35 protein-coding genes and 2 other RNA genes are annotated in these 23,864 nt (G+C 65.5%); 22 read left to right on the top strand and 15 right to left on the bottom strand.

Annotated elements, in window-relative coordinates; all coding sequences use genetic code 11:
• Positions 1-67: 67 nt before the first annotated feature.
• The 3 genes from KF730_RS10685 to ffs all read left to right on the top strand — a co-directional run bounded on the left by KF730_RS10685 (position 68) and on the right by ffs (position 956).
• Positions 68-442, top strand: coding sequence for a low affinity iron permease family protein (locus KF730_RS10685; protein WP_294094784.1), 375 nt, complete (start codon positions 68-70; stop codon positions 440-442).
• 66 nt (positions 443-508) lie between these two features.
• Entirely contained in the window at positions 509-787 is a 279-nt protein-coding gene (locus KF730_RS10680) for a hypothetical protein (RefSeq protein WP_294094783.1), read from the top strand.
• A gap of 71 nt (positions 788-858) precedes the next feature.
• An RNA gene (ffs, locus tag KF730_RS10675) (signal recognition particle sRNA small type) lies at positions 859-956 on the top strand.
• Positions 957-1,011: 55 nt separating this feature from the next.
• Here ffs and KF730_RS10670 read toward each other — a convergent pair.
• Entirely contained in the window at positions 1,012-1,422 is a 411-nt protein-coding gene (locus KF730_RS10670) for a DoxX family protein (RefSeq protein ID WP_294094781.1), read from the bottom strand.
• Positions 1,423-1,684: 262 nt separating this feature from the next.
• Between KF730_RS10670 and KF730_RS10665 the strand changes: the two genes are divergently transcribed.
• From KF730_RS10665 to KF730_RS10655, 3 genes are read left to right on the top strand one after another with little or no spacing between them, the layout of a single operon-like run.
• Positions 1,685-3,298, top strand: coding sequence for a DNA polymerase III subunit gamma/tau (locus tag KF730_RS10665; protein ID WP_294094779.1), 1,614 nt, complete (start codon positions 1,685-1,687; stop codon positions 3,296-3,298).
• 1 nt (position 3,299) lies between these two features.
• Positions 3,300-3,620 carry a YbaB/EbfC family nucleoid-associated protein gene (locus KF730_RS10660; RefSeq protein ID WP_294094777.1) on the top strand — a complete coding sequence of 107 codons (321 nt, stop codon included), beginning with the start codon at positions 3,300-3,302 and terminating at the stop codon, positions 3,618-3,620.
• 57 nt (positions 3,621-3,677) lie between these two features.
• Positions 3,678-3,965, top strand: coding sequence for a hypothetical protein (locus tag KF730_RS10655; RefSeq protein ID WP_294094775.1), 288 nt, complete (start codon positions 3,678-3,680; stop codon positions 3,963-3,965).
• Here KF730_RS10655 and mtgA read toward each other — a convergent pair whose 3' ends face one another.
• From mtgA to KF730_RS10640, 3 genes are all read right to left on the bottom strand, one after another.
• Entirely contained in the window at positions 3,966-4,670 is a 705-nt protein-coding gene (mtgA, locus tag KF730_RS10650; RefSeq protein WP_294095902.1) for a monofunctional biosynthetic peptidoglycan transglycosylase, read from the bottom strand. It abuts the gene before it with no gap.
• 439 nt (positions 4,671-5,109) lie between these two features.
• Positions 5,110-6,015 (bottom strand): RNA polymerase sigma factor RpoH, encoded by a 906-nt coding sequence (gene rpoH, locus KF730_RS10645; RefSeq protein ID WP_294094773.1) that lies wholly within the window; start codon positions 6,013-6,015, stop codon positions 5,110-5,112.
• Positions 6,016-6,068: 53 nt separating this feature from the next.
• Positions 6,069-7,019: an RluA family pseudouridine synthase gene (locus tag KF730_RS10640; protein ID WP_294094771.1), complete on the bottom strand. Its 951-nt coding sequence runs from the start codon at positions 7,017-7,019 to the stop codon at positions 6,069-6,071.
• Between the two features lie 12 nt (positions 7,020-7,031).
• On the opposite strand from KF730_RS10640, the gene KF730_RS10635 reads away from it, so the two are divergent.
• Positions 7,032-7,877 carry a Mov34/MPN/PAD-1 family protein gene (locus KF730_RS10635; protein WP_365973402.1) on the top strand — a complete coding sequence of 282 codons (846 nt, stop codon included), beginning with the start codon at positions 7,032-7,034 and terminating at the stop codon, positions 7,875-7,877.
• Positions 7,878-7,964: 87 nt separating this feature from the next.
• Positions 7,965-8,111 (top strand): lmo0937 family membrane protein, encoded by a 147-nt coding sequence (locus KF730_RS10630; RefSeq protein WP_294094769.1) that lies wholly within the window; start codon positions 7,965-7,967, stop codon positions 8,109-8,111.
• 4 nt (positions 8,112-8,115) lie between these two features.
• Here the strand turns inward: KF730_RS10630 and KF730_RS10625 are convergent, their stop codons facing one another.
• Positions 8,116-9,357, bottom strand: a complete 1,242-nt coding sequence (locus tag KF730_RS10625) for a serine hydrolase domain-containing protein (RefSeq protein ID WP_294094767.1) — start codon at positions 9,355-9,357, stop codon at positions 8,116-8,118.
• Between the two features lie 153 nt (positions 9,358-9,510).
• Here KF730_RS10625 and KF730_RS10620 point away from each other — a divergent pair, with 153 nt between their 5' ends.
• Positions 9,511-10,152 carry a histidine phosphotransferase family protein gene (locus KF730_RS10620; protein ID WP_294094765.1) on the top strand — a complete coding sequence of 214 codons (642 nt, stop codon included), beginning with the start codon at positions 9,511-9,513 and terminating at the stop codon, positions 10,150-10,152.
• A 114-nt stretch (positions 10,153-10,266) separates the two neighbouring features.
• On the opposite strand, the gene KF730_RS10615 is transcribed toward KF730_RS10620, so the two are convergent.
• Complete coding sequence (locus tag KF730_RS10615) at positions 10,267-10,572, bottom strand: GIY-YIG nuclease family protein (RefSeq protein WP_294094762.1); 306 nt, start codon at positions 10,570-10,572, stop codon at positions 10,267-10,269.
• A gap of 123 nt (positions 10,573-10,695) precedes the next feature.
• On the opposite strand from KF730_RS10615, the gene KF730_RS10610 reads away from it, so the two are divergent.
• From KF730_RS10610 to KF730_RS10555, 12 genes are all read left to right on the top strand, one after another.
• Positions 10,696-13,017, top strand: a complete 2,322-nt coding sequence (locus tag KF730_RS10610; protein WP_294094760.1) for a chemotaxis protein CheA — start codon at positions 10,696-10,698, stop codon at positions 13,015-13,017.
• Positions 13,017-13,442, top strand: a complete 426-nt coding sequence (locus KF730_RS10605; protein ID WP_294094758.1) for a chemotaxis protein CheW — start codon at positions 13,017-13,019, stop codon at positions 13,440-13,442. The genes KF730_RS10610 and KF730_RS10605 overlap by 1 nt, the downstream gene beginning before the upstream one ends.
• 83 nt (positions 13,443-13,525) lie before the next feature.
• On the top strand, positions 13,526-13,891 hold the full coding sequence (locus tag KF730_RS10600) for a response regulator (RefSeq protein ID WP_294094756.1): 366 nt from the start codon (positions 13,526-13,528) through the stop codon (positions 13,889-13,891).
• A 24-nt stretch (positions 13,892-13,915) separates the two neighbouring features.
• On the top strand, positions 13,916-14,980 hold the full coding sequence (locus KF730_RS10595; RefSeq protein ID WP_294094754.1) for a chemotaxis protein CheB: 1,065 nt from the start codon (positions 13,916-13,918) through the stop codon (positions 14,978-14,980).
• On the top strand, positions 14,977-15,843 hold the full coding sequence (locus KF730_RS10590; RefSeq protein ID WP_294094751.1) for a protein-glutamate O-methyltransferase CheR: 867 nt from the start codon (positions 14,977-14,979) through the stop codon (positions 15,841-15,843). Before KF730_RS10595 ends, KF730_RS10590 begins: the two co-directional genes overlap by 4 nt.
• 31 nt (positions 15,844-15,874) lie before the next feature.
• Entirely contained in the window at positions 15,875-16,573 is a 699-nt protein-coding gene (locus KF730_RS10585) for an N-acetylmuramoyl-L-alanine amidase (protein WP_294094749.1), read from the top strand.
• A 9-nt stretch (positions 16,574-16,582) separates the two neighbouring features.
• Entirely contained in the window at positions 16,583-16,840 is a 258-nt protein-coding gene (locus KF730_RS10580) for a hypothetical protein (RefSeq protein WP_294094746.1), read from the top strand.
• Positions 16,841-16,899: 59 nt separating this feature from the next.
• Positions 16,900-17,250, top strand: a complete 351-nt coding sequence (locus tag KF730_RS10575; protein ID WP_294094742.1) for a hypothetical protein — start codon at positions 16,900-16,902, stop codon at positions 17,248-17,250.
• A 44-nt stretch (positions 17,251-17,294) separates the two neighbouring features.
• An RNA gene (gene rnpB, locus KF730_RS10570) (RNase P RNA component class A) lies at positions 17,295-17,679 on the top strand.
• 144 nt (positions 17,680-17,823) lie between these two features.
• The gene (locus KF730_RS10565; protein ID WP_294094740.1) at positions 17,824-18,360 is read left to right on the top strand and encodes a J domain-containing protein; all 537 of its coding nucleotides are present in this window, start codon (positions 17,824-17,826) and stop codon (positions 18,358-18,360) included.
• The gene (locus KF730_RS10560) at positions 18,357-18,665 is read left to right on the top strand and encodes a (2Fe-2S) ferredoxin domain-containing protein (RefSeq protein ID WP_294094738.1); all 309 of its coding nucleotides are present in this window, start codon (positions 18,357-18,359) and stop codon (positions 18,663-18,665) included. Before KF730_RS10565 ends, KF730_RS10560 begins: the two co-directional genes overlap by 4 nt.
• A 51-nt stretch (positions 18,666-18,716) precedes the next feature.
• On the top strand, positions 18,717-19,139 hold the full coding sequence (locus KF730_RS10555; protein WP_294094736.1) for a hypothetical protein: 423 nt from the start codon (positions 18,717-18,719) through the stop codon (positions 19,137-19,139).
• A 9-nt stretch (positions 19,140-19,148) separates the two neighbouring features.
• On the opposite strand, the gene KF730_RS10550 is transcribed toward KF730_RS10555, so the two are convergent.
• The 9 genes from KF730_RS10550 to pspA form a co-directional block, all read right to left on the bottom strand.
• Positions 19,149-19,553, bottom strand: coding sequence for a SufE family protein (locus KF730_RS10550; RefSeq protein WP_294094734.1), 405 nt, complete (start codon positions 19,551-19,553; stop codon positions 19,149-19,151).
• Between the two features lie 118 nt (positions 19,554-19,671).
• Positions 19,672-19,863, bottom strand: coding sequence for a hypothetical protein (locus tag KF730_RS10545; RefSeq protein ID WP_294095869.1), 192 nt, complete (start codon positions 19,861-19,863; stop codon positions 19,672-19,674).
• 82 nt (positions 19,864-19,945) lie between these two features.
• A complete protein-coding gene (locus KF730_RS10540) occupies positions 19,946-20,221 on the bottom strand; it encodes a hypothetical protein (RefSeq protein ID WP_294094730.1) in 276 nt (91 codons plus the stop codon).
• A 33-nt stretch (positions 20,222-20,254) separates the two neighbouring features.
• Positions 20,255-20,377: a hypothetical protein gene (locus KF730_RS10535; protein ID WP_294094727.1), complete on the bottom strand. Its 123-nt coding sequence runs from the start codon at positions 20,375-20,377 to the stop codon at positions 20,255-20,257.
• Positions 20,378-20,418: 41 nt separating this feature from the next.
• On the bottom strand, positions 20,419-20,685 hold the full coding sequence (locus tag KF730_RS10530; RefSeq protein ID WP_294094725.1) for a hypothetical protein: 267 nt from the start codon (positions 20,683-20,685) through the stop codon (positions 20,419-20,421).
• Between the two features lie 17 nt (positions 20,686-20,702).
• Positions 20,703-20,990, bottom strand: a complete 288-nt coding sequence (locus KF730_RS10525) for a hypothetical protein (protein ID WP_294094723.1) — start codon at positions 20,988-20,990, stop codon at positions 20,703-20,705.
• Positions 20,991-21,017: 27 nt separating this feature from the next.
• On the bottom strand, positions 21,018-21,392 hold the full coding sequence (gene pspC / locus KF730_RS10520; RefSeq protein ID WP_294094721.1) for an envelope stress response membrane protein PspC: 375 nt from the start codon (positions 21,390-21,392) through the stop codon (positions 21,018-21,020).
• 1 nt (position 21,393) lies between these two features.
• Complete coding sequence (gene pspB / locus KF730_RS10515; protein ID WP_294094718.1) at positions 21,394-21,663, bottom strand: envelope stress response membrane protein PspB; 270 nt, start codon at positions 21,661-21,663, stop codon at positions 21,394-21,396.
• 4 nt (positions 21,664-21,667) lie between these two features.
• Positions 21,668-22,336 carry a phage shock protein PspA gene (pspA, locus tag KF730_RS10510; protein WP_294094714.1) on the bottom strand — a complete coding sequence of 223 codons (669 nt, stop codon included), beginning with the start codon at positions 22,334-22,336 and terminating at the stop codon, positions 21,668-21,670.
• Between the two features lie 385 nt (positions 22,337-22,721).
• Between pspA and pspF the strand changes: the two genes are divergently transcribed.
• On the top strand, positions 22,722-23,756 hold the full coding sequence (pspF, locus tag KF730_RS10505; protein ID WP_294094712.1) for a phage shock protein operon transcriptional activator: 1,035 nt from the start codon (positions 22,722-22,724) through the stop codon (positions 23,754-23,756).
• Positions 23,757-23,864: the final 108 nt, after the last annotated feature.

The following is a 23,864-nucleotide window of genomic DNA, read 5'->3' as shown; positions in this document are numbered from 1 at the left end:
AACAGCCGCCCGCATCAGCCGTTTGGCGTCGATGTCCGAGCCTAACCTCCGCCAAAAGCTGTATAATATGGGTTGCCGCTTCTCCGATTGGGGCGCCAACATCGCCGGCCATCCGATGGCGCTGATCCTGGTGATCGTGTTTTGCGGCGCCTGGTTCCTGCTGCCGCTCGGCGATGCCGCGACCGCGGTGCTGACGCTGGTGCTGTCGGTACTGGCGATCACGCTGACCCAGATGGTGCTCAACCAGCAGAAGCGGCACGATGTCGCGCTCCATCTCAAGATCGATGAGTTGATCCACGCGATGCGCGGCGCCCGCGACGAGGTGATGGGAATCGAGAACAAGAGCGAGATAGAGCTGGAGGCGCTGCGCATCACCGGCGACGTGGCCGAGCGGGTATTGGAGCGGCGGCGCGGAGAATCCGTTACGTCACGCGTGGATTGAGCGGAACTCGTTACGCCTTCGATCATTGGGCTGCTGCGGGCATCAGCACTGCAGGAGAGATGAGAGATGAAGACATTGGGTATGATCGCCGCCGCTGCCGCGGCCATGCTGCTGGCTCCGGCCGCGAGCGCCGCGCCGGTATCGGCGCCGGCCGCCCCTGCGACCGTCACCGCCGCGTCGGTTGCCGCGAGCAGCCAGGTTCGCGTGGTCGTCCGTGAGCAGCGCCATCGCCATCGCGGCTGGCGCAAGCATGGCCGCCGTGCCTATTGGCGCACGGTGTGCACGCGCCGCTGGCATCATGGCCGCAGCACCCGCGTTTGCCGCCGCGTGCGCGCCTGGCGCTAAGCCATGAAAGCGGGCGTGCCGTTCGCGGCACGCCCGCTCTTGCGCGGGCGTAGCGCATCGACCATATGCGCCGCGGGAGTCGGGCGGACGTGGTCGTCGCCAACCCGGTCAGATCCGGAAGGAAGCAGCCGTAACGATTTCGCCGCGGGTCGTTCCGGCTCCCACCGCGCGCTGTGTGAGATTTTAGCAAGCTAAGGCAAGCATCTGGCGGCGCACGCGCGGCGCTATTCGGCTCCAGCCATCACTGTCTTCTCCGGCCAATGCGTGAACCCGATCACGCTCAGGCAAACCAGCAGCAGCACGCTATATTCCATTCCGTTGCGCCCGCCGCCGACGACGAACCAGCCTTCGGGCCAGTGCACCATCACCAGCCCGGCCGCGTAAATCGCCGCAAACACCATACACAGCCACGGCGCGCGCCAGCCGATCGCCAGCAGCGGTGTCGCCAAGATTTCCCAGCCGGTGACCCCAGCCGCGACGGCGGGTCCGAATGGGACCCCCTGGCCGGTCAGCCATTCGCCGAACGGCGTCACGCCGCCTTGCGTGAAGCGATACCAGCCATGGATGGCGAGCAGGCAGGCGATGGCGACGCGAAGCGCGGTCAGTCCCAGCAGCCGGCGGTCGGAAAATTGCATTTCGCTTCCCCCATTTTGCATAAGTGTCGGCCAATTGCGCCCCTGCCGTCAATCGCGCCGGAAGTTCGAGCCAGCCGCAATCGCCGCTGTCCTACATCGCCATGCCCTGCTATGGAACAAACCATGAAAACTGGCCGTCTACATCTTCCGCAGGCGATCCTCCCGCCGAATGTTGAGTGCCGCGAAAACACTAAACTTCCTCAACATTCGGACCGGCTAGAATCTTCGACTCAGGCGCCGCCGCGCGCTAGGACGGTCTGACATGTCCGATTCCCTCCTTGGCCTCGACGAACCCCCGCAGCCGCGCGATCAGGCGTACCGCGTGCTGGCGCGCAAATACCGGCCGCAGACGTTCAGCGAGCTGATCGGCCAGGATGCGATGGTCACGACGCTGGGCAACGCGATCAAGCGTGATCGGCTGGCGCATGCCTTCCTGCTCACCGGGGTTCGCGGAGTCGGCAAGACCTCGACCGCGCGCCTGATCGCCAAGGCGCTCAATTGCGTCGGCCCGGACGGGCAGGGTGGCCCGACCATCGATCCGTGCGGGGTCTGCGAGCCGTGCGTCGCGATTGCCGAGGGGCGGCATATCGACGTCATCGAGATGGATGCCGCCAGCCATACCGGCATCGACGACATCCGCGAAATCATCGAGGCGTCGCGCTATTCGGCGGTGTCGGCGCGCTACAAGATCTACATCATCGACGAAGTCCATATGCTGTCCAAGGCCGCGTTCAACGGCCTGCTCAAGACGCTCGAAGAGCCGCCGGCGCATGTGAAGTTCCTGTTCGCCACCACCGAGGTCAACAAGGTGCCGGTGACGGTGCTGTCGCGCTGCCAGCGCTTCGATCTGCGGCGTATTCCGGCGGAGGCGCTGGCGGCGCATTTCGCCAGGGTCTCGGAGCTGGAGGGCGTCGAGGCCGAGCCCGAGGCGCTGAGCATGATCGCGCGCGCGGCGGAGGGTTCGGCACGCGATGGTCTCTCGATCCTCGATCAGGCGATCGCGCATGCGGGGATCGAAGGCGAGGGCGTCAGGGCCGATGCGGTGCGTCAGATGCTGGGCCTGTCCGATCGCGGCGCGATCCGCGAACTGTTCGCCCTGCTGCTGAGCGGTGACGCGGGCGGCGCGCTGGCGGCACTGCGCCTGCAATATGATATGGGCGTCGATCCCCAGGCGGTGCTCAAGACGCTGCTTGAGACCGTCCATGGCGTGACTCTGGCCAAGCTCGGCACCGAGGCGACCGCCGGGCAATCGGCCGAGGAATTGAAGGCGCTGGAGCGCTGGGCGGCGGCGCTGAGCTTCCCGATGCTCCACCGCCTCTGGCAATTGCTGCTCAAGGGGCATGACGAGGTCGCCCGCGCGGCGCTGCCGATCGAGGCGTGCGAGATGGCGCTGCTGCGCGTCGTCCACGCCTCGCAATTGCCAGATCCGGGCGATCTCGCGCGGCAGATCGCCAGCGGCGCGGTCAGCGCGGCGCCGGCGGCTTCGGCCGCGCCCAGGGAAAACGCGCTGCCCGGGACCATGTCCGAGCTGGCGGAGCATCTCGAGGCCAACCGCCGCCTCCAGCTCGCCACCCAGGTGCGTGATTATCTGCGACCGGTCCGCTTCAACGGCTCCGAAGCCGAGTTCGGCGCGGCGCGGCCCTTGCCGCACGATTTCCTCCGCGATCTCGCCGCGGCGCTCAAGGACACCACCAAGGTCAATTGGCGGCTGCGGCTTGTCGATGGCGCGACCGAACCTACCTTGCGTGAGCAGCAGGCGTCGAGCGAGGCGGCCGAGCGCGAAGCGGTGCTCCAGTCGCCGATGGTCGCGGCGGCGATGGAAGCTTTTCCCGATGCCGAGCTGATCGGCTGGACCAAGACCAGAACAGGAAGTTGAGATGGATCTCGAGAAGATGATGGCCATGGCGCAGAACGTCCAGGCCGAGCTGACCAAGGCGCAGGCCAATCTCGATACGATCGAGGTCGAGGGCCAGTCGGGCGGCGGTCTGATCAAGATCCGCGCATCGGCCAAGGGTCGGATCATCGGCATGGATATCGACGATTCGCTGCTCAACCCGAGCGAGAAGGGGATGCTGGAGGATCTGCTCGCGGCCGCGTTCAACGATGCCCGCGCCAAGGCGGATGCCGCCTCGCAGGAATCGATGGCCAAGATGACCAGCGGCCTGCCGCTGCCTCCGGGCTTCAAACTTCCGTTCTGATCGCGGAACCATCCCCGCCGCTTCTCGGTTGCTGCCGTGCAATCGAGGAGTTTTTCGATGGTTGAACGCGTAACCGAACGAACCGATGGTGTGATCACCGAACGGGTGACCGAAAGTGACGGCGGCGGTGAGACCGTGGTCGTCCAGCGCGGTGGCAGCGGTGGTGGCATCCTGATCGGCTTCGCGATCCTGATCCTGGTGGTGGTCGGCGCCGTCTATCTGTTCAACCAGAACAGCCGCGAAAACGCCAGGACCGATGCGGTCACCCAGGCCGCCGGCAAGGTGGGCGATGCCGCGAAGGACGTTGGCGACGCCGCCAGGGATGCCGCCAAGAAGCTGAATTGATCAGCGCAGGCAGGCGTCGAGCCCGTCACCGGCGACCACGCCGATCCGGGCGTTGATCGAATTGCCGTAGCGGCGGGTGAAACCCCTAGGATCGATCGCCGCGCGCTTTTTGGGGAGCGGCAGCACCGCGGCGATCAGAGCCGCTTCCTTGTCGCTCAGCCGCGAGGCGTCGTGCTTGAAATAGCGCATGCTGCCGGCATTGACGCCATAGGTGCCGATGCCGGTCTCGGCGACGTTGAGGTAGACCTCCATGATCCGCCGCTTGCCCCAGATATTCTCGATCAGGACGGTGAAGTAGGCCTCCAGCCCTTTGCGGAAATAGCCTCCGCCTTGCCACAGGAAGACGTTCTTCGCGGTCTGCTGGCTGATCGTGGAGCCGCCGCGGATGATCCTTGTGCCCGTCGCGTTGCGCGCCGCCGCGGCGGCCATTGCCTTGAAATCGAAGCCATGATGCTCGCAGAAGCGCGCGTCCTCGGCGGCGATCGCGGCGCGGGCCATGCTCGGATCGATGCGGCTGAGCGGCATCCAGCGCTTGGTTGCGCCGTGCCCGCCGACGATGTCGCCGATCATCGTCCAGGTGATGGGCGGGCCGACGAAGCGATAGACCACGACCATCGTGATCGAGAGCAAAAGGAAAACAAGGACAGCCTTGATGACCCATCCCAGAATGCGGCGCCACAGCGGCTTGCGGCGGCGCTTGGGCACGGTGGGACGGCTGGTGACCCGCGGTAGCGGAGGCGGTGCAGGTGGTGACGGGGCCGGGCGAAACCCCGGCGCAACCCGCTTCCGAGGCACCGAAATCGGCTCAAGATCGGGCAGAGGCGGCTCGCCCAGCGGCCCGGGAAGTGGCGGCGGCGTGAACGCGGGCCAATCGGCCGGAGCGGCGATCTGGATCGGCGGGACTTCGGGCTCGGGAGCATCGGCGACCGGGTAGGTATCGGGCGTCAGCGACGGCGGTGGCGTGCCTTCGTCTTCGACGTGCATATGCAAGTCCGGCTCCGCCGCGCCGGGTGACGGCGGCGCAGGGTCGTTCGGGTCCTCGTCGCGAATGCTGTCAGCCATGCGCGAACGATTGCCGCAGCGGGCCGCCTATCGCAACCGCATGGTCACCGCTGGATTGTGCCATGATGGAGTGGCGGGCCGGTCAGCCCGCCGTAACCAGCCTTCTCTCCCCGGTGAGGCGCATCATCGCCTTTTGCAGCTTCTCGAACGCGCGGACCTCGATCTGGCGGACGCGTTCGCGCGATACGCCATAGACCTGCGAGAGTTCCTCAAGGGTCTTGGGATCGTCGGTCAGACGCCGCTCGGTCAGGATGTGCCGCTCGCGCTCGTTGAGGTCGTCCATCGCCGAGGTCAGCATCTCGTGGCGGACATCGGCTTCCTGGGCATCGGCGACGACCGCGTCCTGCAAGGGCGCATCGTCCTGTAGCCAATCCTGCCACTGGCTCTCGCCATCCTCGCGCATCGGCACGTTGAGCGAGGTATCCCCGCCCATCGCCATGCGGCGGTTCATCGAGGTCACTTCCTCCTCGGTTACGCCCAGATCGGTGGCGATCTTGGCGAGATGCTCGGGGGACAGGTCGCCATCCTCGAACGCATCGAGCTTGGCCTTCATCCGGCGCAGGTTGAAGAACAGCTTCTTCTGCGCGGCGGTGGTGCCCATCTTCACGAGGGACCAGGAGCGCAGGATGAATTCCTGGATGCTCGCGCGAATCCACCACATGGCATAGGTGGCCAGGCGGAAACCGCGATCGGGCTCGAACTTCTTCACGCCCTGCATCAGGCCGATATTGCCCTCGGAGATCAACTCGCTGACCGGCAGGCCATAGCCGCGATAGCCCATCGCGATCTTCGCCACGAGGCGCAGATGCGAGGTTACCAGCTGCGCCGCGGCCTCGGTGTCGCCATGCTCCTGGAAGCGCTTGGCGAGCATATATTCCTGCTCGGGCGCCAGGATTGGAAACTTCTTGATCTCGGACAGGTAGCGGTTGAGGCTCTGCTCACCGCCAAGCGCGGGGATCGTCGCTGGGACATTGCTGCCGTTTGCCATGATCCAAACTCCCTTTCTGAACGCGTCGCCCGGGGGCGAAAGGCGCTCTCAATTCATACGACGAGGTTAGCGTACAGTTCCTGCATATCCGCAGGCATTTCGCTATCGAACGCCAAAGCGTGGCTTTTCACCGGGTGAATGAACCCGAGATGGGCCGCATGCAAGGCTTGGCGGTGGAAATTCAAGGTTTCCAAAAGGGCCCGATGCTTGTTCGAGCCTCCATATACCGGGTCTCCCAAAAGTGCATGGCCGATCGAGGCCATGTGGACGCGGACCTGGTGGGTTCTTCCCGTTTCCAGGCGGCATTCGATAAGATCCGCACTCCGAAGGCGGTGTTCGCGGCGCCAATGGGTGATCGCGTGCTTTCCAACCCCTTCCCGGACAACTGCGATCTTCTTGCGATTGACCGGCGAGCGGGCGAGCCAGGCGCTGACGGTCCCGGTCTCGGTGCGGACATTGCCGTTGACGATCGCCTTGTAGCGCCGATCGATGCTGTGCGCCTTGAACTGGCGCGCCAGCCCGACATGCGCCGGGTCAGTCTTCGCCGCGACCATCAGCCCCGACGTGCCCTTGTCGATGCGGTGGACGATGCCCGGCCGGGCGACGCCGCCAATGCCGGACAATTGCCCGGCGCAATGATGGAGCAGAGCGTTGACCAAGGTCCCGTCGAGATTGCCGGCCGCCGGATGGACGACGAGCCCCGCGGGCTTGTCGATCACGATCAGATGCTCGTCCTCGAACACCACGTTTAGCGCGATATCCTGCGCTTCGTTGTGCGGCGGCGTGGCGTCCGGAATGGTCAGCGTGAAGAGGCTGCCCCCCGGGAATTTCCTGGCGGGGTCGCGGATCAGCCCGTGCGGGCCGGTGACCTGTCCGGTCGAGATCAGCGCCTTGATCCGCTCGCGAGACAAGGTGGGCACCGCTTCCGCGAGCGCGCGATCGAGACGCCAGCCATCGGCCGCGTCCGCGATACGTGCTTCGACGATGGAAACCCCCTGATTCATGTTTTACCGTAGATGGCTATGCGGGTCCGGATTTCAAGGTGTGTTGTCGAACTAATCCAGCGCGCGGCTCGGGAGGCGCATCCGCGCGAGGCGTGCGGGCTGTTGTTCGGCGATGCGGATGAGATTTCACATGCCCAGGTCGCGGCGAATGTCGCCGACCAGCCGGAGCGGATGTTCGAGATCGATCCGGCGGCTCTGTTCGCCGCGCTGAAGGCAGAGCGGGCAGGCGGGGCGACGATCGTTGGCTATTGGCATTCGCATCCGAGCGGCAAGCCTGCGCCATCGGCGCGCGATGCGGAGATGGCTTTGGCCGATGGCAAGCTGTGGCTGATCGTGTCGAGTAGCGGCATGGCGCTGTGGCGGCCCGTAGAACAGGTGGTGTATGAGTGGGACGCGGATCGCGCGACCGCGTTGGCGCAATGCGGCACGGTGATCGGGTTCGATCGCGTACCCGCCGAGACCGGCGACGTCCGCGATCTGCTTCCGCATGACAAATGCGACGAGGAAATGGTGCCGCTGCTGGCGGAGGCTGGCTACCCGGCGGTGGCGCCGTATCTGGACGATCTCATCGTGTGGACCTTCGATCCCAACTGGCCGATCGCGATGCCGATGGCCGAGTGGCTGAGCACGCTTGGCACGTCGATCGTTGGACCGCTCCAGCGCGTGCTGCGCGGCACGGACGGGGATGGCAAGGTGAACTGCTTATCGAGTGTGGCGCGACATCTGGAGCCCGGCTTGCGCACCCAGCTTGCCGGCGATTTGCGCAGGCTTGCCGAGCGGCCGAGCGAGAACGATCGCAAAGCGAAGGTGGACGCGTGCGCGCGCGCATTGCTCGGCGAATGGGGAATGGCAGAATAGCGGCGCCCGCAGAATGACGTTTACGGGACAGGGAACGTTCCGCCCCCGCAACACGTTGGCATGGCAATTCAAACAGGGAGAGCTGCCATGCTTTGGACCATCGCCGTCATCCTCGTCATCCTCTGGCTGCTGGGCTTCTCGCTCCACATTGCCGGCGGGTTGATCCATATCCTGCTGGTCGTCGCGCTGATCGTGGGCCTGATCCAGCTCTTCAGCGGCCGCCGGGTGGTTTAGCTGCTCAGTCTCCCGCTGGTCCGAGATAGTCGCCGCCATAGACTGCGCGGCGAATGTCGCGAACCAGCGAGGTCTGAAACGGCTTGGTCTGGACGAAGAACACGGCGGTGAGCTTGTTGGCCGGATCGACCCAGAACAGGGTGGTTGCCGCGCCGTCCCAGAAGAATTCGCCGAGCGCGCCACGGTTTTCCTCGCCGTTGACCGGGCGGCCGATGCGCACCGCGAAATCGATTCCGAAGCCGACATTGCCCTTGCTCGGCAGCCACTGCTTTTCGGTGACGCGGGCGTCGAGCTGATTGGTCGACATCAATCGGACCGTCGAGGGTTTGAGTATGCGCGCGCCGTCGAGGGTGCCGCTGTTCACCAGCATCCGGGCGAAGCGCATATAATCGTCAATCGGCGCCACCAGCCCGGCGCCGCCCATCGTCATCGCCGGCTTGGGGAAGTTGAAGGCGTGCATCGCCTTGTCGTCCTCGCGGACCAATTTGCCGTCCTTGCCCAGGATATAGGTCGCGGCGAGGCGCTGGAGATATTCCGGCGGCGGGCTCCAGCCGGTCTGGGTCATGCCGAGCGGCTTTAGCACATGCGCTTGGACATAATCCTCGAACTTCTCGCCCGTCAGACGCTCGACCAGCAACGCCTGAACGTCGACCGCGGCGCTGTACCGCCACTGGGTGCCCGGCTCGAAGATCAGCGGCACATGCGAAATGCGGTGGCCGAATTCGGTGAGGGTGTTGGTCAGCGCCAGGGGCTCGGCGTCGGCGAAGGCTTTCTCCGCCGCCGTATCGCCCCCGCCATAGGCGAAGCCGGCGGTGTGGCGGAGGATGTCGCGGACGGTGACCGGCCGTGACGCCGGCCGCCACAGCGGCTGGCCGTCGGCGCCGGTACCGTCCTGCACCAGCATCGTCGCGAATTCGGGGAGGTATCTGGAAAGCGGATCGTCGAGCCCGAACTTGCCCTGTTCCCAAAGCTGCATCAGCGCGACGCCGGTGACCGGCTTGGTCATCGAATAGATCTGGACGAGCGTGTCGCGCCGCATCGGGCGATTGGCCTCGCGGTCGGCGAGGCCGGTGGCGTGGAAATAGACTTCGCGGCCGTCTTTCCACACCAGCGCCGAGACGCCTGCGGCGCGGTTGCTGGAAACCATCTCGGCCAGCGCCTTGTCGATCCGTGCCTTGTCGATGCGGAAGCTCGTGCCGGGCTCGACGCTGGTCTGGGCTGGAGCGGGGGTGGCGCCCGCGATCATTGCGGCCGCGGCCAATGGAAGCAGGAACCCTCGCATCGCTCATCCCCTCGCTATTTTGTTGGATGATAGCGTTGTCATGAACCCCATGCCAGCCCCATGCTTGCAGGGCGCGGGATGCTGCGCCAAAGAGGCTGCAACACTGGAGCGCCGCACTTGAACATCAGCCCGACCGACTTCGCCAGCCTGCTTTGCTCGCGGCTTTGCCATGACCTGTTGAGCCCGGTCGGGGCGCTCAACAACGGGCTGGAACTGCTCGCCGACGAGCATGATCCCGAGATGCGGGCGCGCTGCCTGGAGCTGCTCAGCGAGAGCGCCAAGGCATCGGCCAACAAGCTCAAATTCTTCCGGCTGGCGTTCGGCGCGGCGGGCGGCTTCGGCGAGACCGTCGACACGCGCGAGGCGCAGGCGGCGATCGAGGGGCTGTTCGGCGAGAACCACCGGGTCAATGTCGGCTGGATGGTCGAGGATCCGGTGCTGCCCAAGCAGGCGATCAAGGTGCTGCTCAACCTCGCGCTGATCGGCGGCGACGCGCTGGTGCGCGGCGGCGATCTCGCGATCGGGGCCGAGATCGTCGAGGGCAATATCGAGATCGTCGTGCGCGCCGACGGACCGCGCATCGTGCTGGACCCCGAACTGCGCAGCGCGCTTGCCGGCGGCAAGGACGACCTGCCGATCACCCCGCGCGCGGCGGCGGCGTATCTGGCGCATGCGCTGGTGACGCAGGGTGGGGGCGTGCTTCAGGTCTCGCCGCCGGATGCGGACGTGCTGCTGTTCGGGGCTAGTTTCCGGGTTTGAACGTCTACCCGTCGTCATGCCGGACATGGTCCGGCATCCACCGGGCGGCAGGAGCCGAGAGCTTCCGAATTTTGCGGTACAGTGGATCCCGGACCAAGTCCGGGATGACGAAAGTTAGAGTGGATCGAGTCCTAGGCTAACCGCCAGATCGACCCATGCGGGGTTGTGCTTCTCAATTAGGTTGAGCTTCCATTCACGCCGCCAACGCTTGAGTTGCTTCTCACGCAGAATTGCAGCTTCCATCTCACCGTGCATCTCGAAATACACCAGCTGCAGTGCGCGATGCTCCCATGCGAAGCCTTTGGTGATGCCATTGCGGTGCTGGTAGAGCCGACCGAGCAAATCTGACGTCACGCCAACATAGAGCGTGCCGTTCTTGCCGCTGGCTAAAATATAAACGCAGGGCTCGCGTTCTTGCATGGTCCGAGCCTAGAACATCGGTGGATGCCGGACGAAGTCCGGCATGACGATTGGAGGTTAGAGCTAACCCCACCTTAACCCTCTATCCCGCACAACGGCCCGGTAAATTTACTTCGGGGCCCCATGGACGACCTGCTTCAGGAATTCATTGCCGAGACGCGCGAAACGCTGGAGGCGCTTTCGGGCGAGATCGTCGCGTGGGAAGCGAATCCGGACGACAGGGGCCGGCTCGATGCGATCTTCCGCTTCGTCCATACCGTGAAGGGGAGCTGCGGCTTTCTCGATCTGCCGCGTCTCGCTCGGCTGAGCCACGCCGCCGAGGACGTGCTCGATCTGGTGCGGCGCGGCGAGCGGGTGCCCGATACCGCTCTGGTCAACGCCGTGCTGGCGATCGTCGACCGGATCGGCGAGATCGTCGAGGCGATCGATTCGGGCGACAGCCTCGACGATACCGGCGAGGATCTGCTGATCGCGGCGTTGGCCGAGGGTACCGATGCCGTCGCGGTGGTTGCCGGCGGCACCGCCCAGCGCGCGCCGGCGCGCAGTGTTCGTCTCAACGTCGATCTGCTCGATCGGATGATGTCCGGCATGTCGGACATGGTGCTGGCCCGCAACGAGCTGGCGCGGCGGATGCGCGACGGCAATATCGATCCGACGCTGGAGGCGGCGCTCGAGCGGCTGTCGCTGACCGTCGGCGAGATGCGCGACACGGTGACGCGGACCCGCATGCAGAAGATCGATGCCTTGTTCTCGGCATTGCCGCGGATGGTGCGCGACACGGCGGCGGGCCTCGGCAAATCGGTGACGCTGCATGTCGAGGGTTCGGACGTCGAGCTCGACCGCGAGATGATCGAAATGATGCGCGATCCGCTTGTCCATATCGTCCGCAATTCGATCGATCACGGTATCGAGGGTCCGGCAGACCGCCGCGCGGCGGGCAAGCGCGAGAATGGCCGGCTGATCGTCTCGGCGCGGCAATCCGGCAACCAGATCATCATCGAGATTTCGGACGACGGGCGCGGGATCGACACCGACAAGCTCGTCACCAAGCTGGTCGCCAATGGCGGGGACGAACGTCAGCTGCGGTCGCTTTCCGAGCGCGCCAAGCTCGATCTGGTGTTCGAGCCCGGCCTTTCGAGCAAGGATGAGGTCACCGAGATTTCCGGGCGCGGCGTCGGCATGGACGTGGTGCGCGCGGCGATCGAGCAGATCGGCGGACGCGTCGAGCTCGACAGCAATCCCGGCAAGGGGTTGCGCATCGCCATCCATGTGCCGCTGACGCTGTCGATCATCTCGGCGATCGTCGTCGGCGCGGGCGGACAACGCTTCGCGATCCCGCGCCAGTCGATCGAGGAGATCGTCACCGATCATGGTGAGGCAGTTCGTATCGACACCGTGGGCGGAGCGCTGATGCTGACGCTACGCGGACGCCGGATGCCTTTGCTCAATTTGTGCAGCGTGCTGGAAATCGAGCGAATCAAGTCCGATGCCCCGCGCATGATCGCGATCGTCAGCGTGCCGGAGGGCAGCTATGCGCTCGGTGCCGACAGCGTCCTCGATACCGAGGAGCTGGTGATCAAGCCGGCATCGCCCGCGGTGATGTCGTGCGGGGTCTATGCGGGGCAGACGCTGCCTGACAGCGGCTTGCCGATGCTGCTGCTCGATTGCGCCGGGCTGGCGAGCGTCGCCGGGCTCGATTTCAGCCGTGACGCCACCCGCGATCTTGATGACGAACAGGCCGAGGCGGTGGCCGAAGGTATACCCGCACTGCTGTTCCAGGATCTCGACGGCGCGCGCCGCGCGGTGCCGCTGGCGGCGGTGGATCGGGTCGAGCAGGTCGACGCCGTCAATATCCGTTTCGCCGCCGGCCGCTTCCGCGTGACCATCGACGGACGCATCCTGCCGCTCGCCGCGCAGGGCGAGATCGAAGGCCGCGAGCGCCTCAACGTGCTGCGTCTCAAGGACGATATCAACGAAGTCAGCTACGCCATCGATGAGGCCATCGACATCATCGTGCTGCCCGAGGAAGTGACCCCCGCGCGCGAGCCGGGGCCGGTCGCTGGCGTAGTGCTGCTCGACGGCGAGCAGGTCGAACTGCTCGATATGCTGTGGGTGTTCGACGCTCATGCCGATCGTAACGGGATGGACGACGAAGTCCGCCCGATCTGCCTGATCGCGGATGATGCGGGAGGCTGGATGGCCTCGTTCGTGCGTCCGCTCCTCGAAACATCCGGATATCGCGTCGCTTTCGAGCTCGCACCGGGCGAGACCGCATCCGTTGTTCTCTCATCCGACGATGCTTCGCCCAGTGGTGCCGAGGCCGCGCCGGTGGTGCGTTTGCGCCGCCGGCGCGTCGCTTCGGGAGCGGCTGACGACAGCGTCTACCGGTACGACCGCGCGGGACTGCTCCAGGCGCTTGAAGCCAAGACCGCGGGAGCGCGCTGATGTCGCATCTATATCTCATCGCCCAGATCGCCGGCCGTTCGGTCGCGATCGACTCGGATCAGGTCGAATCGGTGGTCGATATCGGCGAGGTCACCGCGGTGCCGCGCGCCAGCGCCCATGTTCGCGGGCTCGCCGCCCTGCGCAGCCGCGTGGTGACGGTGGTCGATACCCAATCCGCGCTCGGCATGCACGGTGACAGCGACGCGCGCCGCGCCGTGATCACCCGGGTCGATGGACACCATTATGCGATGCTGGTCGACGCGCTCGACGATGTCGCTCCGTTCGAACTGCTGCCGCTGGCCGGGGGCGTCGCCCTCGATCCCGCGTGGGGCGGGGCGGGGCGGGGCGTGGTGGAACGCGAAGGCGAGCCGATCCTGGCGATCGACCTGGCCAGCCTCGTGCCTGGCCACGCCACCATCAACTAATTTCCATGATTAACGCGAAACTCACGCCTTTCGCTGCAGAGTAACACTCCAGACGCCTGGCAACCGGGGAACAGGGTAGCAAAATGAAGACTTGTCTCGTCGTCGACGACTCGAAGGTGATCCGCAAGGTCGCCCGCCACATTCTCGAAACGCTCGACTTCGAAGTTCGCGAAGCGGGTGACGGTCGCGAGGCGCTCGATTCCTGCCTCGATACGCCGCCGGACGTGATCCTGCTCGACTGGAACATGCCGGTGATGAGCGGGATGGACTTCCTGCGCGCGCTCAAGGATTCGGGCCTTCCCCAGCGCCCCAAGGTGGTGTTCTGCACCACCGAGAACGGCATGGCCTATATCCGCGCCGCGATCGAAGCGGGCGCCGACGAATATGTCATGAAGCCGTTCGATCGCGAGACGCTCGAAAGCAAGCTGCAGATCGTCGGCGTCGCCTGAGCCTCGCGCCGAGGAGCAGCGGGCATGCCGTATTCCAGTCTGGCCAGCAATGGCATGGCGGGCGCTCCGGCGCACCGCGTGCTGATCATCGACGATTCCGTCGTCGCACGATCGGTGCTCGGGCGCATGGTGGAGGGCACGCGGCGCTTTGCCGTGGCGGGGGCGTTCAGCGACGTCAGCGCCGCGCTCGGCTGGCTGGACAAGAATCGCGTCGATGCGATCCTGCTCGATATCGAAATGCCCGGTATCGACGGGCTGACCGCGCTTCCCGACATCCTGATCGCCAGCCATGGCGCCAAGGTGCTGGTCGTCTCCTCCTCGGCGGACGATGGCGCGGCGGTGAGCGTGCAGGCGCTGGCGCTGGGCGCGGCGGATACGCTGGTCAAGCCCGGCATCGGCGCCTTCGGCGGCCGCTTCGCCGAAGTGCTGGAAGAGCGGCTCTCCAAATTGTTCGAAGCGCCCGACGATACCCGGCCGAAACCGACGGGTTGCAGCATGATCACCGCACCGCGCGATTTCGATCTGGTGGCGATCGGCGCCTCGACCGGCGGTATCCACGCCCTCAGCCAGTTTCTCCGCGCGATCCCGGTGAATTTCCAGGTGCCGATACTGGTCACCCAGCATCTGCCGTCCTCGTTCATGAGCTATTTCGCCGCGCAGCTCGCCGTGCTCGGCGGGCGCCCGTGCGAAGTCGCGGCTGATCATATGCGCATCCGGCCCGGCCGGATCATCGTCGCCCCCGGCGACGCGCATATGCGCGTGGTGCGCACGTCAGACGGCGCCGCCATTCGCCTGACCCATGAGAAGTCCTCAAGCGGCTGCATGCCCTCGGTCGATCCGATGTTCGAAAGCGTCGCCGAGGTGTTCGGCAAACGCGCCGTTGGCGTGGTGCTGAGCGGGATGGGGCGTGACGGCTGCGAAGGCGCCGTCGGCATGATCGAAGCCGGCGCGCGTGTGCTGGTCCAGGATCGGGCCAGCTCGGTGGTGTGGGGCATGCCCGGCGCCATCGCCAATGCCGGGCGCGCCAGCGCGGTGCTGCCGCCGGATGAGATCGGGCGCTTGATCGCCGGGCACGGAGGCCGGGCATGATCCCGCCGTCGCAGCCGATGCCATCGCCCGCGGCAATGAACATGATCGCAGCCCTGCTCGAACAGCGGGCGGGTCAGCAGATAGCGGCGAATCGGGCGTGGCGGATCGAGACCGCGCTCAAGCCGATCCTGCGCGAACGCGGCCTGGACAGCCTCGATGCGCTGGTGGCGCAACTGGTGACGGCGCGAACGGGGGAGCTTGGGGATCAGGTGGTGGATGCGCTGCTCAATCAGGAAACCAGCTTCTTCCGCGATGCGGCGGTGCTCGATGCGGTAGGCGATGCCGCCGTGGAAATGCACGCCGGCACGCCGGATCGCCGGCTGCGAATCTGGTCGGCGGGCTGCTCAACAGGGCAGGAACCGCTGAGCCTGGCGATGCTGCTGGCCGAGCGCGGGCTCGGCGAGGGGCTGCTCGCCCCCGAAATCGTCGCTACCGATATTTCTCCCGCCGCGCTCAATCGCGCGCGCGCCGGCAAATTCTCCCAATTCGAGATCCAGCGCGGATTGCCGGTGCGGCGGATGATGACCTGGTTCGATACCATCGGCGGCGATTGGGTCGCCAAGCCCGAGCTGGTGCGCCGCGTCCAGTTCCGCCAGCAAAACCTCGCCGCCGATCCGGCGCCTCCGGGCAAGTTCGACATCATCCTCTGCCGCAACGTGCTGCTCTATTTCTCGCCGGCGATGCGCCGCACCGTGTTCGATGTGCTGTCGAGCGCGATCCGGCCGGGCGGGCTGCTGGTGCTGGGCGCGGGCGAGACGGTGATCGGCCAGACCGAGCATTTCACGCCGAGCGAGCGGTTCCGCGGCTTCTACCGGGCGGCAATTCCGTCGCTGCTGACGTCGCGCGCTGCCGCGGCGGGTTGATCGCGCGCGGCAAGCGCCCATAACTGCGCGGGTGAGCGATCTTCCGATCATCGACGCGCCGTCGCCCAATTTCAACGAGCGCAAGTTGCCGGTGAGCATGATCGTGCTCCATTATACCGGCATGACCAGTGGCGAGGCCGCCTTGGAACGGCTGCGTGATCCGGTAGCCGAGGTCTCGGCGCATTATCTGGTCGAGGAGGATGGCCGCATCTTCCGCCTTGTCGAAGAGGACAAGCGCGCCTGGCACGCCGGCCGCGCGCATTGGCGCGGGATCAAGGACGTCAATTCGGCCTCGGTCGGTATCGAGATCGTCAATCCCGGCCACGAGCATGGCTATCGCAACTTCACCGAGGCGCAGATGGGCGCGGTGATTCCGCTGGTGGCGGCGATCAAGGAGCGGCACGGCATCACCCGCGGCAATGTCGTCGGCCATTCGGATGTGGCACCGGCGCGCAAGCAGGATCCGGGCGAATTGTTCAACTGGCACGCTTTGGCGCGGCTGCGGCTGGCGCTGCCGCGGCCGACCAAGAACCTCGTCGATCCCGGCTGGCCCGATGCCGGTTTCATGCTCGCGCTCGAGCGGTTCGGCTATGATGTCGAGGACGGCCCGGCGGCGGTGACCGCGTTCCAGCGCCGTTTTCGCCCGGAGATGATCGACGGCGAGATCGATGCCGAGTGCCGCTGCCTGTTGCTGGCATTGCTGCTGCCCAAGCCGCAGGGGGATGACTAGCTTCCCGGTATGGCCAGGAAGCACTATCTGACCGCCACCTTCGCCGATGGCTATGTGAAGACCATCGGGCCGGTCTCGACGCCGTTCACGCATTGCTGGCGGATCGTGGCGATCCTGGCCAATGGCAAGACCGAGGTGTTCTGGGGCCACACCAAATCGCTGGCCGAGGCGAAGAGGAAGCGGGCGCCGGCGGTGGATGCGGCGAAGATGCGCGGTTGGCAGCGTTACGCGTTCGAGATTGCCGAGGCGGTGCCCACAGGCGGCTAGCAGCGAAGCGTGCGAAAAACCGTATAGGCCGGGGGTGGCGTTCGCGCTTCCTCCGTGGGATGAGCGAACCGACGGCGCACCTCGCGTCCCTGGGGGATATCATGTCTGTTTTTCTGAGTTTGGCCGCGCTTCCTCTCACGCTCGCGCACGCTGGTGACCCGACGCTTGATCAGCAATTGTTTTGCGGCAACGCGTATCAGGAATTCGCGCCGATCCAGGCCAAGGTGAGCGACCGCGAGAAATACGGGATCTTGGCGATGGGGATGTTCATGGCCGGGCAGGGGGACCCCGATTTCTCGGCAGCCAATGCGCGGGCCAAGGCTGCGTTCGCGAAGGCGCGGACCGTGAATGGCAAGGACATGCTGCCGAAGCTGGTTGCCGAATGCGATGCGCTAAAGTTCGACGACTGAGCCACCCTTCCCAAAGGCGCGCGGCGCGCCTAGGGGTTTTGACGCCAGAGGGTTGGGCGGCCGCGTTGTGCTTCGGCACACCGAGGAAAGTCCGGGCTCCACGGAAAGACGGTGCCGGGTAACGCCCGGCGGGGGCGACCCCAGGGAAAGTGCCACAGAGAGCAGACCGCCCGCTGGTCCCCAAGTCTTCGGATGGCGGGATTGAGGGCAAGGGTGAAAGGGTGCGGTAAGAGCGCACCGCGCGACCGGCAACGGAAGCGGCATGGCAAACCCCACCGGGAGCAAGACCGAATAGGGACGGCGCATGAGGAATTCCGCCTCGTCGTCCGGGTTGGTTGCTTGAGGGGCGGAGCGATCCGTTCCCTAGAGGAATGGCCGCACATCGCCGAAAGGCGAGGACAGAACCCGGCTTATAGACCCTCTGGCATTTCCTTCGTCATTCTCCTGCGAAAGCAGGAGCCCGAAGCCGCAAGGCGATGCGTTCGTGCCCTTGGACTCCTGCTTCCGCAGGAGAACAAGAAGTGTCGTTAGGCGCTGGCCTTCTGCCACCCACAACCCTATCTGGCCCCTGATATGGCGCGTTCGACACGATCTACCGATTGGGGCTTTCCACGCTGGCGCGAATATGGCGCCGAGCGCGAGGCGGTGACGGTCAGAATGTGCGACAGGCATGGCTGCGACCAGCCGGGCGACCGCCCCGCGCCCAAATCGCCCAACAGCCCCGAGCGCTGGTATTTCTGCGAGACCCACGCCGGCGAATACAACCGCAACTGGAATTACTTCGAAGGCCTGACCGCCGAGGAGGCCGCCGAGCGCGAGGCCGCCGAGCGCCGCGACACCAGCGGCTATACGGAGAGCAAGGCGAACAGCTGGGCCGGTCCCGGCGACGGCAGCCGCTCGCGCGACGAGATGCGCGCGCTGGAGGTGCTGGAGCTCGAAGTCGATGCCAGCTTTGAGGAAGTGCGTACGGCGTGGCGGCGGCTGGCCAAGTCGAACCACCCCGATATCCGCCCGGGCGATACCGAAGCCGCCAGGCGCTTCCAGGCGATCCAGGCGGCGTATGATGTACTCAAGGCCGCCGAAGAGGCGCGGACCTGGAAGCCGGATTGAAGACGCATATCCGGTCGAACTGGGCGCGGACCGTGCTGGTCTGTGGCAAATGCTCGAAGAAACTGGGCGGCGGTTTTGGGGCGAAGGGCAAGACGCCGCTGGCCAAGGCGCTGCGCAAGCATCTGGGATTGAAGAAGAGCCGCAAGGCGAGTGCGGGGATCGTTGAGGTAAAGTGCCTCGGTGTGTGCCCGCGCGGCGCGGTGACGATGATCGATAGCGCGCGGCCCGGCGAATGGCTGCTGGTGCCTGCGGGCACGGACCTAGATCAAGTGGCAGGCGAATTGGGGTTGCCGGGCGGCGCTTGACCAGCGCCGTGCTGCCCGCGATCCCGATGGGCGAACGAACAGGGGGGCGGAATGCTGGGTTTGGCGATGGGATTGATGCTTGCGGCCGCGACGGCTCAGGATTTGGGCGCCGCCACAAACGATATGGACGCCTTGCGGTCTACGCTCGAGATTGTCGATACAGTCGCGGAGATGGATGATTTCAAGCCGGCGGGCTGGCTGGAAACCGGCAGGCTGGCCCGCGCGGCGCAGGCGCAGCACAGCATCACCCTGTCGGGCGGGGCCGCGTTCGAAATCTATGGGGTGTGCGACGCCGATTGCACTGGTCTGAAGCTCGCTTTGCTGGACAGCGGTGGGAAGATTCTGGTCGATGACGAGGACAGTGAGACGCCGATCCTCGATTATGCGGTGCCCGGCACCTACACGCTGCGCGTGACGATGGTCGGCTGCGGCAAGCCGGCGTGCAACTATGGCGTCAAATCCTATCGGAAATAAGCGCGGCGCTCAGGTGTAGCGCGCGGCGGTCTCGCGGATCAAGGCGATCATGTTGGGGATGCCCTGGGTACGGTTCGAGCTGAGCTGGTTGCTCAGCTCGAACGGGACGAGGGCGGCCGGGATGTCGATCGCCAGAATCTCGGCCGGCGTGCGATCCTGCACCGTGAGCAGGACGAGGGCGATGATGCCCTTGGTGATCGCCGCGTTCGAATCCGCAAGGAAATGGAGCCGGCCATCGTCACGGACGGTGGGATAGACCCATACCGCCGCCGAACAGCCGCGAACCAGCGTGGCGTCGGTCTTGAGCGGCTCGGGCATCGGTTCCAGCGCCCGGCCCAGATCGATCAGCAGGCGATAGCGATCATCGGCTTCGAGGAATTCATACTCGTCCTGGAGATCGCTTAGGGTCGTCATGGGGCGGGCTATAGCGCGCTCGCTCCGCTTTCCAACCGTCATCCCAGCGAAAGCTGGGTTCTCGCGCGCACTTTCTCCCTCGCGGCGCGAGACCCCAGCTTTCGCTGGGGCGACGGCTTCAGAGATCCACACCCGCGGCGATGGCTTCGAGCTTGCGGATGCGCTCCTTCAGATCGGCGACCTCGATGCGCGAGGCGATAGACGGGCCGGCCGGGCCGGGCTGGGTTTCCGCCGTATGACGGTCGGCCAGTTCCTGGCGCTTGAGGGCCAGCCAGCCGCGCCAGCCGGAGAGGCTGGCCATGGTCACCATGCCGAGGCCGGCCAGGCCCGAGACGGCGAGCGTGATGTAGAGATTGGGATCGTAGGTCACGTCATTCCTCCCTGGTCAGAGGTTATTTCTTGTCGCGCAGCGATTCGATCTCGCGATCGAGACGGGCGCTGCTGTCGTTGGTGTCGGTGATCACGCGCTCGAGAACCTGGACGCGCTCCTTGAGACCGCGCACCTCATCCTTGAGCCGGGCATTCTCGGCGCTGGTCGCGGCATCGGCGGTGCCGCCGCGATACGTCTCGTTGCCCCATTTATCCTTGTGAATGCCGTAGCGCGCCTTGAGGACGCTGCCGATCGTGGCGATCACGACGATTGCGACAACCATTTCGAACGGATTCATTGCATCAAACTCCCTTTGACGCGCCTTGCGGCGTTAATTCTGCGAGGCTGCCTCGGCGGCGCGAAGCGCGCGGCGGACGGGGCGGTCCCGCATTTCCGCGAGGGCAATACCTCCCCCGCACAGTGCGACAAACACTGCGAGCACGACGATGATCATTTTACTACTTCCTTGTTCTGCCGCGCTTGACGCGGCGGTAGTCAGTTGAGCGGCGCGTCGCGCAGCTTTTCGATTTCTTCCGCGAGGTTCGCCCCGCGATCGGTGATGATCCGTTCGAGAACCTGGACCCGCTGTTCGAGCCGTTCGGTCTGAGCGGCATATTGGGCGGCCTTCTCCGCGACCATCTGCGCTTCGAGCTCCATCTTGCGCTGCTGCAGCGCGAACCAGGGCTTGAGGAACACGCCGCCGATGATGGCGAGCAGCCCGCAGGAGATGCCGAGGATCGGAATGAGGACAGGCGAAATCATTCTCTCTTCCTTCGGGTTCAGCGCAGCGCGTCGATTTCGCGGGCGGTGCGCTCGGCGGGGTCGGTGGCGATCCGTTCGAGCACCGCGATCCGCTCTTCGAGCCGCGAGATCTGGCCGGTCAGGCGCTCATTTTCGGTAGACAGCAGGCCGATCTTGCGGTCGGCATCGGGGTCGCCCTTGGCGGTCTTGCCCTTCCACTCGTCTTCCAGCGCATAGCCGTGCTTGGCGCGGATCCAATTGTTCACCAGCCAGCCGAGCGTCGACAGGGCGATGATGCCGAGAACGAAAATCTGTCCGCTGCTCATGGTCTTCCTCCCTTTCGAGCCAGCGCCTTAGCGCAGGCTGTCGATCTCGTCGGCGAGACGCGTGTTGCGGCTCGTATAATACATCTCGATATCGGCCAGGCGGCGATCGATGTCGCGGAACTTGGAGCGGACCTCGCTGGTGGTGCGCTTGGGATTGCTGCGCACGCCCTGCCAGAACTTCTCCTCCTCGGGCCCCTCGTAGAGGCCGAAGGGCTTGTTCGGCGCCAGCCAGGCGACCAGCAGGTAGCCGAGCACCACCGTGCCGCTGGTCGAGAGCGCGAGGACGACCATGCCGACGCGCAGCCAGATCGCTTCAATCCCGGTATAGTCGGCCAGACCCGAGCAGACGCCCATGATCTTGCCATTCTGCTTGTCCAGGTAGAACTTGGTACGGCTCGACATCTCAATTCCTCCTTGAGAGATCATATTCGGTCTCGCTGCGCTCGGGGCGCAGCGGCCGGAAATCGGGGTTGTCGGCGGCGATGATGCGTTCGACGGTGAGCAGCCGCTCTTCGAGCTGGCGGGCGACGTAGTGGAGCTCGTCGAGGAGCTTCTCGTCCTCGCCCGTGATCGAGCCGATCGTCTTCCACTTGGTGACGTAGTGGAAGATCAGCCAGGGCAGCCCGATGAAGATACATCCGATCGCGATCAGCGGGATGAATATGTCCTCCATCGGATCAGACTCCCTTGCCGACGCGCTTCTTCAGGGCTTCGAGCTCGGCCTCGACCTTGTCGTTCGCCTTGAGCTCGGCGATCTCCTCCTCAAGCGTCTTGGGGATCGCGCCCAGGCCGGCGGCTTCGGCACGGCCTTCGGCGAAATCGACCCGGCGCTCCAGCACATCGAAGCGTGAGAAGGCGTCCTGCATCTTCGAACCGTTGGTCATCTCGCGAAGACGGGTGCGGTTGTTGGCGCTCTCGAGACGGGCGACCACCGAGTTCTGACGGGTGCGCGCCTCGCGCAGCTTGGTCTGGAGCTTGGTGATGTCCTCTTCCGAAGCCTTGAGCGCTTCATCGAGTACCGCGATCTCGGCCGTCAGCTGCTCGCACATGTCGGCGGCCTTCTGCTTTTCGACCAGGGCGGCCTTGGCGAGGTCCTCGCGGCCCTTCGACAGCGCCAGCTCGGCCTTCTCGGTCCAGCTCGCCTGAAGCCCTTCGAGCTTCGTGATGTGGCGGCGCATTTCCTTCTGATCGGCGATGGTGCGGGCCGCGGAAGCGCGGACTTCGACCAGGGTCTCCTCCATCTCGAGGATGATCATGCGGATCATCTTCGCCGGGTCTTCGGCCTTGTCGAGAAGATCGGTGACGTTCGCGGCGATGATGTCGCGGGTTCGAGAGAAGATACCCATAATCAAAACTCCTTCGGGTGATGGGGTCGCCGGGAGGGCCTAGGGGGACACCCTCCCGGCTGTTCCGCTCCCCGGGGCGGGGAAGCGGTAGACGGGGTCAAGCGACCAGCGGAGCCGAGACGGTGCCCGCGACCAGCAGGACGCTGCTGAGCAGGGCGAACGAGACGGCGAACACTGCGCTGCGAAAATTGTTGTTGGCGTAAGTCATGTTGAATTCCCTGAACCTTGGCTTTTCGTTGGCCCGTTGCCGGGCTTGCCTGATACTCAGCATAAGCCGTGCCAATTTGTGAAACCCACGGTTTTCCGCCATTTTTGCCGTTCACAGGGGGTTCAGGCGGATTTTATAGCTTGCCAACTATTGGGAAAATTCGCCAAGGGTTCGGCCATGGAGCGCACCACCCACGTCATCGGCCAGTCGGCACCGTTTCTGGAGGCGCTGGAGCGCGCCAGCCGCGCGGCGCAACTCGATCGCCCGGTGCTGGTGATTGGCGAGCGCGGCACCGGCAAGGAGCTTGTCGCCGAGCGCCTGCACCGCCTGAGCCCGCGCTGGGATCAGCCGCTGGTGGTGATGAATTGCGCGGCCTTGCCCGAGACTTTGATCGAGGCCGAGCTGTTCGGGCATGAGGCGGGGGCGTTCACCGGTGCGACCAAGGCGCGGGCGGGGCGTTTCGAGGAGGCGCACCGCGGCACCTTGTTTCTCGACGAACTCGGCACGCTGTCGATGGGCGCGCAGGAGCGGCTGTTGCGGGCGGTGGAATATGGCGAGATTCACCGCATCGGCTCGTCGCGGCCGGTGCGGGTCGATGTCCGCATCGTCGCGGCGACCAACGAGCATCTGCCGCAGCGCGTGGAAGAAGGCACGTTCCGCGCCGATCTGCTCGACCGGTTGAGCTTCGAGGTCGTGACCTTGCCGCCGCTGCGGCATCGCAAGGGCGATGTGCAGGTGCTGGCGGATTTCTACGGCCGGCGCATGGCCTCCGAGATCGGCATGGAGGATTGGCCGGGCTGGGGACCGAACGCGCTCGACGCGCTGGAGAATTACAGCTGGCCCGGCAATGTCCGCGAGTTGCGCAACGTCGTCGAGCGCGCCGTCTATCGCTGGGAGCAGGCCGGGCCAGTGGATGCGATCGAGATTGATCCGTTTCAATCGCCCTTCCGCCCGCGGGCGGCGGTGGCGGGGAGCGCGGCGCCCGCCGCGCCGGCCGCGCCTTTGCCCGAGCAAACCCCCATGCCAGCGCCGGGGTTGGACGGCGGCAGCGATTTCAAGACGCGGGTCAACCGTTTCGAGCGCGAATTGCTGTCACGCGCGCTGGCCGAGCACCGCTTCAACCAGCGCTCGACCGCGGAAGCACTGGGGCTGAGCTACGACCAGCTCCGCCACGCGCTCAAGCGCCACGAGCTGCTGGGGGCAGGGGGCTAAAATCCTCTCCCACCGGGAGAGGGTGGCCAAGCGAAGCGAGGTCGGGCAAGGGCCAGGTCGAAACGATCTGTCGCCAGCCGTTTCGACCTAGCCCTCACCTTCGCCGCT

The sequence above is a fragment of the Sphingomonas sp. genome, from assembly GCF_019635515.1.
Taxonomy (GTDB): Bacteria; Pseudomonadota; Alphaproteobacteria; order Sphingomonadales; family Sphingomonadaceae; genus Sphingomonas.
Note: the sequence above shows the minus strand (reverse complement) of the source record. Positions and strands in the feature narration are given on the sequence as shown.